Annotated in this window: 9 protein-coding genes and 1 pseudogene; 5 read left to right on the top strand and 5 right to left on the bottom strand. The window is 61.2% G+C overall.

The window, feature by feature from the left end; genetic code table 11:
• The 4 genes and pseudogenes from Q6A47_RS20610 to Q6A47_RS20625 all read left to right on the top strand — a co-directional run.
• Positions 1–550, top strand: a 550-nt coding sequence (locus Q6A47_RS20610; protein ID WP_304485238.1) for a hypothetical protein, incomplete at its 5' end; no start/stop codon positions are given.
• 485 nt (positions 551–1,035) lie between these two features.
• Positions 1,036–1,509, top strand: a complete 474-nt coding sequence (locus Q6A47_RS20615; protein WP_304485239.1) for a hypothetical protein — start codon at positions 1,036–1,038, stop codon at positions 1,507–1,509.
• Positions 1,510–1,519: 10 nt separating this feature from the next.
• A complete protein-coding gene (imm45, locus tag Q6A47_RS20620; RefSeq protein WP_116887891.1) occupies positions 1,520–1,828 on the top strand; it encodes an Imm45 family immunity protein in 309 nt (102 codons plus the stop codon).
• Positions 1,829–1,859: 31 nt separating this feature from the next.
• Positions 1,860–2,384, top strand: a pseudogene (locus Q6A47_RS20625) (IS5 family transposase); the annotation flags it as partial.
• A gap of 867 nt (positions 2,385–3,251) precedes the next feature.
• Here Q6A47_RS20625 and Q6A47_RS23220 read toward each other — a convergent pair.
• The 5 genes from Q6A47_RS23220 to Q6A47_RS20650 all read right to left on the bottom strand — a co-directional run bounded on the left by Q6A47_RS23220 (position 3,252) and on the right by Q6A47_RS20650 (position 7,413).
• On the bottom strand, positions 3,252–3,389 hold the full coding sequence (locus tag Q6A47_RS23220) for a PA0050 family protein (RefSeq protein WP_240326970.1): 138 nt from the start codon (positions 3,387–3,389) through the stop codon (positions 3,252–3,254).
• A 218-nt stretch (positions 3,390–3,607) separates the two neighbouring features.
• Positions 3,608–4,936: an MFS transporter gene (locus Q6A47_RS20635; protein ID WP_304485240.1), complete on the bottom strand. Its 1,329-nt coding sequence runs from the start codon at positions 4,934–4,936 to the stop codon at positions 3,608–3,610.
• A gap of 43 nt (positions 4,937–4,979) precedes the next feature.
• A complete protein-coding gene (gene lhgD / locus Q6A47_RS20640; protein WP_304485241.1) occupies positions 4,980–6,173 on the bottom strand; it encodes an L-2-hydroxyglutarate dehydrogenase in 1,194 nt (397 codons plus the stop codon).
• Between the two features lie 101 nt (positions 6,174–6,274).
• On the bottom strand, positions 6,275–6,985 hold the full coding sequence (locus tag Q6A47_RS20645; protein ID WP_304485242.1) for a FadR/GntR family transcriptional regulator: 711 nt from the start codon (positions 6,983–6,985) through the stop codon (positions 6,275–6,277).
• Positions 6,986–7,059: 74 nt separating this feature from the next.
• The gene (locus Q6A47_RS20650; RefSeq protein ID WP_029613994.1) at positions 7,060–7,413 is read right to left on the bottom strand and encodes a hypothetical protein; all 354 of its coding nucleotides are present in this window, start codon (positions 7,411–7,413) and stop codon (positions 7,060–7,062) included.
• Positions 7,414–7,759: 346 nt separating this feature from the next.
• Here Q6A47_RS20650 and Q6A47_RS20655 point away from each other — a divergent pair, with 346 nt between their 5' ends.
• Entirely contained in the window at positions 7,760–12,625 is a 4,866-nt protein-coding gene (locus Q6A47_RS20655; RefSeq protein ID WP_304485243.1) for an NAD-glutamate dehydrogenase, read from the top strand.
• Positions 12,626–12,647: the final 22 nt, after the last annotated feature.

Genomic DNA, 12,647 nt, shown 5'->3' on the forward strand with positions numbered 1-12,647 from the left:
CAAGGCGGTGACCGATGCAGCCCAAGAGGCTGCGGGACAGGTAGGCGTTGGGGTTGACGCAGAGGATGTCGGTAAGTTTGGGATGTGGTTGCGAACTGTCGTCAAGGCAGTCACGAATCGCAAGGGCTCAGTAGGTGGTGCTGTTGGACAGGCTGGAGGTAAGCCGGAGGCTTCTACCAGTGGCGGCACGTCACAAAATCCTAACTCGACAAGTTCGCAGACAGACGCTGAAGCCGGTACGCTGGTTCAGCGAAATGTCTTGGGAAGATCTCCGAATTCGACCTCGGGCGGCATGCGAATTGATTTCGATGGCGAGTTCTATTCTGTCGATGGATTGAAGTTCAGTAAATCCTACTATGAGCGGTTGTGGCGTCAGGGTCATCCTGCGGCGTTTCTCCAAGCGAGGGAAGTGCTAAATAGCAATCCAAAAATCATTCCTGATCCTCGCGGTGCCGCAGGTTACTTCAAGTACGAAGGAGCTGGGTTGGAAATGATATACAATCCATCGACTGGTCAAGTCGGACTTATTCAACCAATTAGAGTTAAATGATGCATATGAATGTTTGGGAAGATCTTGAAATGGAACTGGAGCGCTATCGTTCCACGGTGTGTATGATTCGTCAGCTTTTGGGTGTGTATGAAGAGCCCGACCGCCGAGAAGTTGCTGGATGAGTTGAAGGGCTGCAAAGCCAGCGGGGCGTGCGGCAGAGCACAAGTGGAAGGCATTGTCGGTCGCTATGAAAAGCTTTCTGCGGACCGGTCCCAGGCGATCCAAGGCTGCGAGTCCAGGGCCTGTGTAGAGGCTATCCAGGCCAATACTATCGCTATGAACGACCCCGTTGCGCAGGAACTGTTGGGTATGTTCAGGCGGACGGTGGCGTATGACGTCCCGGGCTTACTACAAGGTGATCCCAGCAACGTCGCAATGCCTTCTCTGGGGTCGATAAGTGGGGAGGCTTATTCGTTTCTGACAAAGATCTAATCCAAGCGAAATATATATCGGAGGGCTGGCTGACGCCTGCTGAGCAGGCTGGCTTGGAAAAGTGGGATAGGGAAACTGATTGGCTGAATCGATTGGCAGGCAAGCAATTGTCGGTCGAGGAGAAGGCGAGTAGGCTTTTTGAGCTTACGTCTATGGCTGGCATGGGTATCATTGCGGGCCGGGGAGGCGTAGGTGTACAAGGTACACTTCCAGCTGCGCAAACCGTCGCTCAATTTGAGAAGAGTCTATCGGGCCTGTCCGCCGGCGAACGAGTAGCGAGAATCAAGAGTGTCGTCGCGAGCGTTATTGCAGCTAATGGAATGGTAAAAGACACGAGACTAACTAAACTAGATGGCAGAGATGTTTATAGAGGTCAAGACGGTAACTTATATGCACTCGATACCTTGCATGGACGTTTCAAAGTTCTGAATCCCAAAAATGGTAAGCATATGGGTGAAGTTGATTTCGAGTTCAATCAAACAAAGCCTGCTGACACAACAGGTAGACACAATTTAAAAATAAAATAAGGAGTTCATCTTGAGACTTGTCGATTTTGAGGGCAGTGCTTTTTTTCGTGGAAATGTGTTTAGGGTTCGCGGAAGTTATCCCTACGAAGATAGGGTGGATTTTATGATATTCGAAACTCAGGTTGAATTGAGCCGCTATGGGTTAATCGTGACTTCAGGATATAAGGCAGGTTTGGTTGTGGTTCACTTGCCTGATGAATGCTTGTGTCTAAACGGTGGGGTGGACAAAGAGTGGTTGGTTTCTAATTGGGCGAATTGGGTTTATCCTGATTGTGATGTCTCGGAGGTTTTTTTTCTTGAGGGGTATGTTGCTGTTTGAATACGATCATGCTGTGGTTTTTCGCTTTTAGAACAAGGGCGGCAAGCGCGATCCTGAAATGCATCAGACGAAGAAAGGTAGTCAGTATTTATTCGGCATGAAAGCGCCTATCGGTGCCGATGCTGGGTCGGGCCTGGTGCACAACGGCCACGGTACAGCGGCGAATGCGGCCGATGTAACGGAGGTCGCCCACCTGCTGCATGGCGACGAAAATGTTATCTGTGCCGACGCGGGCTATACCGGCGTGGAGAAGCGGCTGGAGCATGAAGGAAGGCCGGTGATCTGGCAGATTGCGGCTCGTCGGAGCACCTGTAAACACTTGAGCAAACGAAGCGTGCTCTAAAAGGCCAGACGCAAGATCGAGAAGGTCAAAGCGCAGGTGCGAGCGAAAGTCGAATATCCATTCCGTGTGATCAAGCGTCAATTCGGCTATGTGAAAACCCGCTTCCGTGGTTTAGCCAGGAACACGGCGCAACTGACCACGCTGTTTGCCCTGTCGGATCTGTGGATGGTGCGCCGGCAGTTATTCCCGGCTGTGGGAGAGGTGCGCCCGTGAGGGCAAATAACCAAAGCTTAGCCTTTATCCACTAATCAGCGGCTGAAAATCGGGCTTTTCGGCATCCTCATGCCGTCAATTTTCGGCTGATGGAAACTTGTTCGGACTTTCCTTAAAGATGTTCCGTGGTGAATATCTGTTTTAACTGGCGATAATTTTCATGAGTATATTGCTAGTGCTGGCGCAGAAATTAAAGAGCTGTCCATGACGCAAGGTTTTTTCTTGGGGAACTCTCTGCGGAAAATGCGCGAGTATTTTATGGTGAGGTGGAAAAATTCTTGTCGCATGGCGGGGATATCGGCAAGTATAAGTGGAGTTTTTGCGAATGAAGTTGCCAAGCTTTTATGTGAACTTTGATCGTGGGATTTATCGTCATACTGACTACGGCGGGTGCATGAAGATCTAGCGTTGCCGAAAGATAAGTGGAACGCATCTTTTAGTGTTGATTTTGCCCTGTTGGTGCCGGATGATTTGCAGTATTGGATTGTCGATGGTAAGAATTTTTGGAAGCTTTATGGTTTCTGATTTTAATTTTTGAGTATTGCTTTTTAGGCACTAACGGCATGTAAAAATTAATTTTCTGTTCATTTCTTTGATTGCGAGAAGTGTCGGGTTTTTTGTGCTCTAGATCGCCAATCTCCAAGAGCTCTGATTCCGGCTGTCCTACATCAGGGCACCTATCGAACGAGTTCTTAGTAGAGTTTAAGAACCTCCGCTACCGTACGACTTCATTCCCCAAGTGCATTGCCGATACGCCGCCGCACCCTCAAATAAGTAATACTTAAACATCACCCGAGAAAACCCCATCCAATAACCACTCCCCCCATAGCGGGCCCAATCCCCCGAGCCCGCCACACCGCTCCTACCTCAAGGACACTGACACGTCGAAGGCCCAAACACCGGCCCGCTGCAAGGGTCTTTCGACGGGCCGAACACCGGGCACGCCGCTTGGGCAGTCAGGGAGAAACCGCAGAGCAGAAACACCGCCAACAGTACGTTCTTCATTCGCAAGCTCCTGAGTGGGTAAACCCACGCGTTCTATCCATAGTGAGGGTACGGTCGGTCATCCCGGACACTGGCGGGTACACCACACTCGCCCGGAAGGTCCGTTCGCCCGGTCGCGGCACATCGCCAGACAGGCCAGCGAGGGCCGGACCCGGAGCAGTAAAGATCAGCCCCGTCGAACGCGCCAGTGTGGCGTATCGTCGCAAATCCCCGCCGCCTCAGTTCTTGGCGCTGGAATACTTGCGTCCTTGGTCGAGCAGGGCGAACACCACCACCAACACCCCAGCCACCGCCAGGATGAGCGCGACGCCATCGGTGGAGTGCGTCGCCGAGCCTGCCACCAATGCCAGCCCGCCCAGCGGTGCCAGGCCGCCTGCCACCGCCGTGCCGATTTCGCGGCCGGTGCCGAAGCCCGAGGCGCGGGTCTGGGTGGGGAACTGTCGGCTCAGGAACGAGCCCTGTGGGGCGAACATCATGGGCGCCAGGATGCCGGTGCCGAGGGCGATCGCCACATAGATCAGCGTTGGCTCGCCGGTGCTCAGCAGGCGCAGGAAGGGGTAGGCGAACAGCACCGACAGCAGGCCGCCGAGCACCAGTACGGTCTTGCTGCTCCAGCGGTCGCACAGCCAGCCGAAGAAGGGCACAGCGAAGATCGCCACCAGGCTGGCGATGGTCACCGACAGGGAGGTGACATGGGCCTCGACGCCTTTGAACTGGGTCAGGTAGGCCAGAGAGAAGGTCTTGAAGATGTAGCTCAGGGCGTTGTAGCCGACCGCCACGAAGAACACCACGGCCAGGCCTTTGCGGTCATTGCGCAGCAGCAGCTTGAGTGGCGAGACCTTGGGGGTGTCCTCGGCCGTGTCCAGGGCTTTGAAGTCCGGGGTTTCCGGGATGCTCTTGCGCACCCACAGGCCCACCGCCACCAGTGCGATGCTGGCGATGAAGGGGATGCGCCAGCCACCGGCCAGCAGGAAGTCGTTGCCGTTCATGGTCAGCAGGTACACGGTCAGCGACGACAGCAGCAGGCCCAGGTTCAGGCCCAGCGCTGGCCAGGCGCCTTGACTGCCGCGCTTGCCTTCGCTGGCGTGCTCGTAAGAGGTGACCGCTGCGCCGGACAGTTCGGCGCCGGCGCCCAGGCCTTGGATGATACGGATCACCACCAGCAGGATCGGCGCCCAGATGCCGAGGGTGGCGTAGCCGGGGATCAGGCCGATCAACGTGGTGCACACGCCCATTAGGCAGAAGGTGATCACCAGCACGTGCTTGCGGCCGAAGCGGTCGCCCAGGTAGCCGAACAGGATGCCGCCGAACGGGCGGGCGATGAAGCCGATGGCGAAGGTGGAGAAGGCCAGCAGGGAGGCCACCGCCGGGTTGCTGGCGTCGAAGAAGATCTTCGAGAAAACGATCGCGGCCATGGTCGCGTAGAGGTAGAAGTCATACCACTCCAGCATCGAACCGAAGATGGTCGCCGCCGCGACCTTGCGCAGGCGCTTGCGTTGCTGGTCGGGGGTTTCCGTCGCGGACGGGGCCGTTTCATGTGCCGACATGGGTTATTCCTTATTGTCTTTGTAGTGGAAGGTGCAGCAGAAATCAGCGGGCCTTGAGGATGCGCTGGGCGATCATCTGGCCGATGGGAATGGCCGAGGTGGCGGCCGGCGAGGGGGCGTTGCAGACATGCACCATGCGCGGCGTCTCGGCGAACAGGAAGTCATGCACCAGGGTGCCGTCGCGCATCACCGCCTGGGCGCGGATGCCGGCTTCATACGGCAGCAGGTCGTCGATTTCCAGCGACGGGCAGTACTTGCGGCATTGCTCCAGGTAGCCGCGCTTGAACAGCGAGTTCTTCATTTCCGTGGTGCCGGAACCCAGGTTGTTCCAGAGGGTTTTCCAGAACCCGGGAAAGCGGGCGTACTCGGCTACGTCGCGCCAGTTCACCGAACCTTTGCGGTAGTTTTCGCGGCCCAGGCCGAGCACGGCATTCGGGCCGACGGTCACGCTGCCGTCGATCATCCGCGTCAGGTGCACGCCGAGAAAGGGCAGGTCGGGGTCGGGGATGGGGTAGATCAGGTGGTTGACGATGCCGTTCTTGCTCGGCGGCAGGCGGTAGTACTCGCCGCGGAATGGGATGATCTGGTGATCGATGCTGACCCCGGCCAAGCGCGCCAGGCGGTCGGATTGCAGGCCGGCGCACGCCACCAGTTGCCGTGCACGCCAGGTGTTGGCGTCGCTGGTGATGGTGACGTGGTCGGTGTGCTCCTGGATCGCGCGCACTGTGGTACACAGGCGCACCTCGCCGCCGGCGCGCTCGATCACCCGGGCCATGGCCTTGCACACTTCCTTGTAGTCGACGATGCCGGTGGCATCGAGGAACAGCGCGCCCTGGCCGACGATGTTCGGCTCGCGATGGCGCAGGGCGTCCGCGTCCAGTCGCTCGACCTTGAGGCCGTTCTGCTGCGAGCGCTGGTACAGCGCCTGCATGCGCTGCATCTCCAGGTCGTTGGAGGCCACCAGCAGCTTGCCGCACACCTCGAAGGCGATGCCGTGCTCGTGGCAGAAGTCCTTGGTGGCCTGGGCGCCGCGTTTGCACAGTTCGGCCTTGAGGCTGCCGGGTGCGTAATAGATGCCGGCGTGGATCACGCCGCTGTTGTGGCCGGTCTGGTGGCGACCCAATTGGTCTTCCTTGTCCAGGAGCAACAGCGAGGCGCCGGGGCGCTGTTCCAGCAGGGCCATCGCGGTGGCAAGGCCGACGATGCCGCCGCCGATGATGCAATAGTCGTGGGTCATGCGGGTTACCTTGAGTGCGTGTCTTTGAATCTGATTATCAGGTTGTCAGACAAAGTAGTGCGTTAAAAATCCGGGGCTTCAGCCCCGGAGCGTCATGGGCTTCAGTCGAGTGCGGGCAGGTCGATCTTCAGGCGTTTGGCCGAGGCGCGCAGGTGCGCTTCAGCGCACCCGGCGGCGGCGTGGCGGTCGCCGTCGGCAATGGCTTGGTACAGCGCCTGGTGCTCGCGGCTGGCGTCGGCCGAGCCGCCGATCGCTCGGCGGGCGGAGTTTTCCCAGGCGGTACGGCGGGCGCTGGCCAGTTGGCCGCCGAGGAAATCGTGGAAGGCGACGAAGTAATCGTTCTTGCTGGCTTCGGCGATGGCGCGGTGAAAGGCCACGTCGGCGGCTGCGGCGCGAGTCAGGTCGCTGCCGGGGTCGAGCATGATCTGCAGGGCATCGGCCATGCGCGTCAGGTCGGCGGCATCACGCCTGCGCGCAGCGATGGCGGCGGCCTGGGTTTCGATCCACAGGCGCATTTCGAACATCTGCACCAGGTCGGGCGCGCGTCCGCTGCTGCCGGGGAAGCGGAACACGGTGCCGCCGGGGGTCTGGGAAATGTAGGAGCCCAGCCCGCGTCGGGCTATAAGCACGCCATCGGCCTTGAGCTGCGCCACCGCCTCGCGCACCACGGAGCGGCTGACGTTGAGCTGCTCGGCCAGTTGCTGTTCAGTGGGCAGGCGCGATTCGGCGGCCAGTCGGCCGGCGTCGATCTCGGCGCGGATGGCGCTGACCACTCGGTCGACGAGGGTGTCGGGGCGCTGAAGCTCAAGCATGGAGGGATTGCCTAGTGGTCAGGTTGTCAGACAATGCCTAGGGCCTGGCGATCTGTCAATCGTGCCTGCGGCCGTCAGAGCTCGGAGACGAAGGTGCCGGTGCCGTCGAGAATATTGCGCAAGGTCAGCGCCACTTCGTCCAGGTCGCTACCGGCCGAGGTCAGGAGGATTTCCAGGTGCGCGTCGCCCTTGAGGGCATCGCGATCACCGGGGGCCACCTCGATCAGCAGGCGCTCGGCGCTCAACGTCACGGTCAGCCCATCCAGCGTCGAAGGCTCGTCGTCCAGGGTCAGGTCGACGGTGTCTTCGTCGGGGTAGCGGGTGAGCAGGAACATCTGGCCCTTGTCGCTGTGGCAGCACAGGGTCGCCATGTCGTCTTCTTCGTCGTCGCACGGGGTGGCGAAGAGCAGGGCGGTTTTCAGTTGCATGGGCGGCTCGGTTCAAGGAAGTGAAACGCGATTGTGCCAGCCTTGGCACCGCGCATAAATGCACAGTTACCGCCGCTTGACCGAATATGTCGCAGCGCTGCAAGCCGCGGTGACCGCTCAGTCGTTAAGCTGCCCAGTCGATGGGCAGCCGTAAGGCCACCGCCCCGGCAGTCGTCTTTGCAGGTGCTCATCCTTGGCGGGTGGCCCGGAACGCCGACGCGCGGGACCTGTCCGACGCCTTGATTCCATCGTTCTGTCGCCATGGGTTGGCTATGGTTGATCCTGAACGGCGGACGTACACGTACACGACGCTTCACCAAAAAAAAGCCCAAGCGGAGTACCACAGATGGCGTTTTTCACCGCAGCCAGCAAGGCCGACTTCCAGCATCAACTGCAAGCGGCCCTGGCGCAGCACATCAGCGAACAGTCCCTGCCACAAGTGGCGCTGTTCGCTGAGCAGTTCTTCGGCATCATCTCTCTGGACGAACTCACCCAGCGTCGGCTGTCCGACCTGGCCGGCTGCACCCTTTCTGCCTGGCGCACCATCGAGCGCTTCGACTCGGCCACCCCGCTGGTGCGGGTCTACAACCCGGACTACGAGCGCCATGGCTGGCAGTCCACGCACACCGTGGTCGAAGTCCTGCATGACGACCTGCCATTTCTGGTCGACTCGGTGCGTACCGAACTGAACCGCCGCGGCTACAGCATCCACACCCTGCAGACCACCGTGCTCAGCACCCGGCGTGGGGCCAAGGGCGAACTGCTCGAACTGCTGCCCAAGGGTACCCAGGGTGAAGGCGTCAATCACGAATCGCTGATGTACCTGGAAATCGACCGCTGCGCCAACGCTGCCGAGCTGACCAGCCTGACCCGCGAGCTGGAGCTGGTGCTGGCCGATGTGCGCGTGGTGGTGGCTGACTTCGAGCCGATGAAGGCCAAGGTCCGCGACCTGCTGGCGCTGGTGGGCGAGAACGCCTTCGGGCCGGCGCAGCATGACAAGGCCGAGGTGCAGAGCTTCCTCACCTGGCTGCTGGACAACCACTTCACCTTCCTCGGCTATGAGGAATTCGTAGTCGAGACCGACGCCGCCGGCGGCAGCCTGGCGTATGACGAATCCTCGTTCCTCGGCCTGCCGCGCGTGCTGCGCACTGGCCTGAGCAGCGACGACCTGCGCATCGAGGACTACGCCGTCAGCTACCTGCGCGAGCCGCGCCTGCTGTCGTTCGCCAAGGCCTCGCAGCCGAGCCGCGTACACCGCCCGGCCTACCCGGACTATGTGTCGATCCGTCAGATCGATGCCGACGGCAAGGTCCTCAAGGAATGCCGCTTCATGGGCCTGTACACCTCCACGGTGTACGGCGAGAGCGTCTATACCATTCCGTACATTCGCGAAAAGGTCGCCGAAGTGGAGCGTCGCTCGCACTTCGACCCCAAGGCGCACCTGGGCAAGGAGCTGACCCAGGTCCTGGAAGTGCTGCCGCGCGACGACCTGTTCCAGACCCCGATCGACGAGCTGTTCAGCACCGCGATGTCGATCGTGCAGATCCAGGAGCGCAACAAGATCCGCGTGTTCCTGCGCAAAGACCCCTACGGCCGCTTCTGCTACTGCCTGGCCTACGTGCCGCGTGAGGTCTATTCCACCGAAGTGCGACAGAAGATCCAGCAGGTGCTGATGGAGCGCCTGAAGGCCTCGGACTGCGAGTTCTGGACCTTCTTCTCCGAATCGGTGCTGGCGCGGGTGCAACTGATTCTGCGGGTCGATCCGAAGAACCGCATCGACATCGATCCGCAGCAACTGGAAAACGAAGTGATCCAGGCCTGCCGCTCGTGGCAGGACGACTATTCGGCGCTGGTGGTGGACAACTTCGGCGAAGCCCAGGGCACCAACATCCTGGCCGATTTCCCCAAAGGCTTCCCGGCCGGTTACCGCGAGCGCTTCGCCGCGCACTCGGCGGTGGTCGACATGCAGCATGTGCTGGCGTTGTCCGAGGCCAAGCCCCTGGCCATGAGCTTCTACCAGCCGCTCACCCAGATCGGCGAGCGTCAGTTGCACTGCAAGCTGTACCACGCCGACACGCCGCTGGCGCTGTCCGATGTGCTGCCGATCCTGGAGAACCTGGGCCTGCGCGTGCTCGGCGAGTTCCCGTATCGGCTGCGTCATGCCAATGGCCGCGAGTTCTGGATTCACGACTTCGCCTTCACCTACAGCGAAGGGCTGAGCCTGGACTTGCAGCAGCTCAACGACACCCTGCAGGACGCCTTCATCCATATCGTCCAGGGCGAAGCCGAGAACGACGCGTTCAATCGCCTGGTGCTCACCGCTGGCCTGCCGTGGCGCGACGTGGCGCTGCTGCGCGCGTATGCCCGCTATATGAAGCAGATCCGTCTGGGCTTCGACCTGGGCTACATCGCCAGCACCTTGAACAACCACACCGACATTGCCCGCGAGCTCACCCGGCTGTTCAAGACCCGCTTCTACCTGGCGCGCAAGCTCGGCCAGGATGACCTGGACGACAAACAGCAGCGTCTGGAACAGGCGATTCTCAGCGCGCTGGACGACGTTCAGGTGCTCAACGAAGACCGCATCCTGCGTCGCTACCTGGACCTGATCAAGGCCACCTTGCGCACCAACTTCTACCAGACCGACAGCAGCGGTCAGAGCAAGGGCTACTTCAGCTTCAAGTTCAACCCACGGCTGATCCCCGAGCTGCCCAAGCCCGTACCCAAGTTCGAGATCTTCGTGTACTCGCCACGGGTCGAAGGCGTGCACCTGCGCTTCGGCAACGTCGCCCGCGGTGGCCTGCGCTGGTCGGACCGCGAGGAAGACTACCGCACCGAGGTGCTCGGCCTGGTCAAGGCCCAGCAGGTGAAGAACTCGGTGATCGTGCCGGTCGGCGCCAAGGGCGGCTTCCTGCCGCGTCGCCTGCCCTTGGGCGGCGGGCGCGACGAGATCGCCGCCGAGGGCATCGCCTGCTACCGCATCTTCATCAGCGGCCTGCTCGACATCACCGACAACCTCAAGGACGGCGGCGTGGTGCCGCCGGTCAACGTGGTGCGTCACGATGAGGACGACCCTTACTTGGTGGTGGCGGCGGACAAAGGCACCGCAACCTTCTCCGACATCGCCAACGGCATCGCCAACGACTATGGCTTCTGGCTCGGCGATGCCTTCGCCTCCGGAGGCTCGGCCGGCTACGACCACAAAGGCATGGGCATCACCGCACGTGGCGCCTGGGTCGGCGTGCAGCGCCACTTCCGCGAGCGTGGCATCAATGTGCAGGAAGACCCGATCACCGTGGTTGGCATCGGCGACATGGCCGGCGACGTGTTCGGCAACGGCCTGCTGATGTCGGACAAGCTGCAACTGGTGGCCGCGTTCAACCACCTGCACATCTTCGTCGATCCGAATCCGGATCCGGCCAGCAGCTTCGTCGAGCGCAAGCGCCTGTTCGAACTGCCGCGTTCGGCCTGGACTGACTACGACACCACGCTGATGTCCGAAGGCGGCGGTATCTTCCCGCGTAGTGCCAAGAGCATCGCCATCAGCCCACAGATGAAGGCCCGCTTCGCCATCGAAGCCGACCGCCTGACCCCGACCGAACTGCTGCACGCGCTGCTGCAGGCCCCGGTCGATCTGCTGTGGAACGGGGGTATCGGCACCTACGTCAAGGCCAGCAGCGAAAGCCACGCCGACGTCGGCGACAAGGCCAACGATGCCCTGCGGGTGAACGGCAACGAGCTGCGCTGCAAGGTGGTGGGCGAGGGCGGCAACCTGGGCATGACCCAGCTCGGCCGCGTCGAATTCGGCCTGCACGGCGGCGCCACCAACACCGACTTCATCGACAACGCCGGTGGCGTGGACTGCTCCGACCACGAGGTCAACATCAAGATCCTGCTCAACGAAGTGGTGCAGGCCGGCGACATGACCGAGAAGCAGCGCAACCAGCTGCTGGGCAGCATGACCGAGGAAGTCTCGGCCCTGGTGCTGGGCAACAACTACAAGCAGACCCAGGCGCTGTCGCTCGCCGCCCGTCGCGCCCGCGAGCGGATCGCCGAGTACAAACGCCTGATGGCCGATCTGGAATCGCGCGGCAAGCTCGATCGCGCCATCGAGTTCCTGCCCAGCGAAGACCTGCTGGCCGAGCGTCTGGCCGCTGGCCACGGCCTGACCCGTGCCGAGCTGTCGGTGCTGATCTCCTACAGCAAGATCGACCTCAAGGAGCAACTGCTCAAGTCCGAGGTGCCGGACGACGAGTACCTGACCCGCGACATGGAAACCGCGTTCCCGCCGTCGCTGGTCAGCAAATTCGCCGAGGCCATGCGCCGTCACCGCCTCAAGCGCGAGATCGTCAGCAACCAGATCGCCAACGACCTGGTCAACAACATGGGCATCACCTTCGTGCAGCGCCTGAAGGAGTCCACTGGCATGAGCCCGGCCAATGTCGCCGGTGCCTACGTGATCGTGCGCGACATCTTCCACCTGCCGCACTGGTTCCGTCAGATCGAGGCACTGGATTACCAGGTCCCGGCCGACATCCAGCTGACCCTGATGGATGAGCTGATGCGTCTGGGCCGTCGCGCCACCCGCTGGTTCCTGCGCAGCCGCCGCAACGAACAAGACGCTGGCCGCGACACGGCGCATTTCGGGCCGAAGATCGCGCAGTTGGGACTCAAGCTCGACGAACTGCTGGAAGGTCCGACCCGCGAGCGCTGGCAGACGCGCTACCAGAGCTTCGTCGAAGCGGGTGTGCCGGAGTTGCTGGCGCGCATGGTGGCCGGCACCACGCACCTGTACACCTTGCTGCCGATCATCGAGGCCTCGGACGTCACCGGCCACGATCCGGCCCAGGTGGCCAAGGCGTTCTTCGCCGTGGGCAGCGCGCTGGACCTGACCTGGTACTTGCAGGAGATCAGCAACCTGCCGGTGGAGAACAACTGGCAGGCCCTGGCCCGCGAGGCGTTCCGCGACGACATCGACCTGCAGCAGCGCGCGATCACCATTTCCGTGCTGCAGATGGCCGATGCCCCGGACGACATGGATGCCCGCGTGGCCCTGTGGGCCGAGCAGCACCGGGTGATGGTCGAGCGCTGGCGCGCCATGCTCGACGACCTGCGCAACGCCAGCGGCACCGACTATGCGATGTACGCGGTGGCCAACCGCGAGCTGGTCGACCTGGCGCTGAGCGGGCAGGCGGTGGTGATTCCGTCCTGAGTCTTGCGCTGAAATGAAAAGC

This window comes from Pseudomonas boreofloridensis (genome assembly GCF_030580795.1).
Classification (GTDB): Bacteria; Pseudomonadota; Gammaproteobacteria; order Pseudomonadales; family Pseudomonadaceae; genus Aquipseudomonas; species Aquipseudomonas boreofloridensis.

Bases quoted from the DNA above. Each gene is read 5' to 3' on its own strand.
- Q6A47_RS23220 (WP_240326970.1), bottom strand. From the start codon at position 3,389: ATGAAGAACGTACTGTTGGCGGTGTTTCTGCTCTGCGGTTTCTCCCTG.
- Q6A47_RS20635 (WP_304485240.1), bottom strand. From the start codon at position 4,936: ATGTCGGCACATGAAACGGCCCCGTCCGCGACGGAAACCCCCGACCAG.
- lhgD (WP_304485241.1), bottom strand. From the start codon at position 6,173: ATGACCCACGACTATTGCATCATCGGCGGCGGCATCGTCGGCCTTGCC.
- Q6A47_RS20645 (WP_304485242.1), bottom strand. From the start codon at position 6,985: ATGCTTGAGCTTCAGCGCCCCGACACCCTCGTCGACCGAGTGGTCAGC.
- Q6A47_RS20650 (WP_029613994.1), bottom strand. From the start codon at position 7,413: ATGCAACTGAAAACCGCCCTGCTCTTCGCCACCCCGTGCGACGACGAA.
- Q6A47_RS20655 (WP_304485243.1), top strand. From the start codon at position 7,760: ATGGCGTTTTTCACCGCAGCCAGCAAGGCCGACTTCCAGCATCAACTG.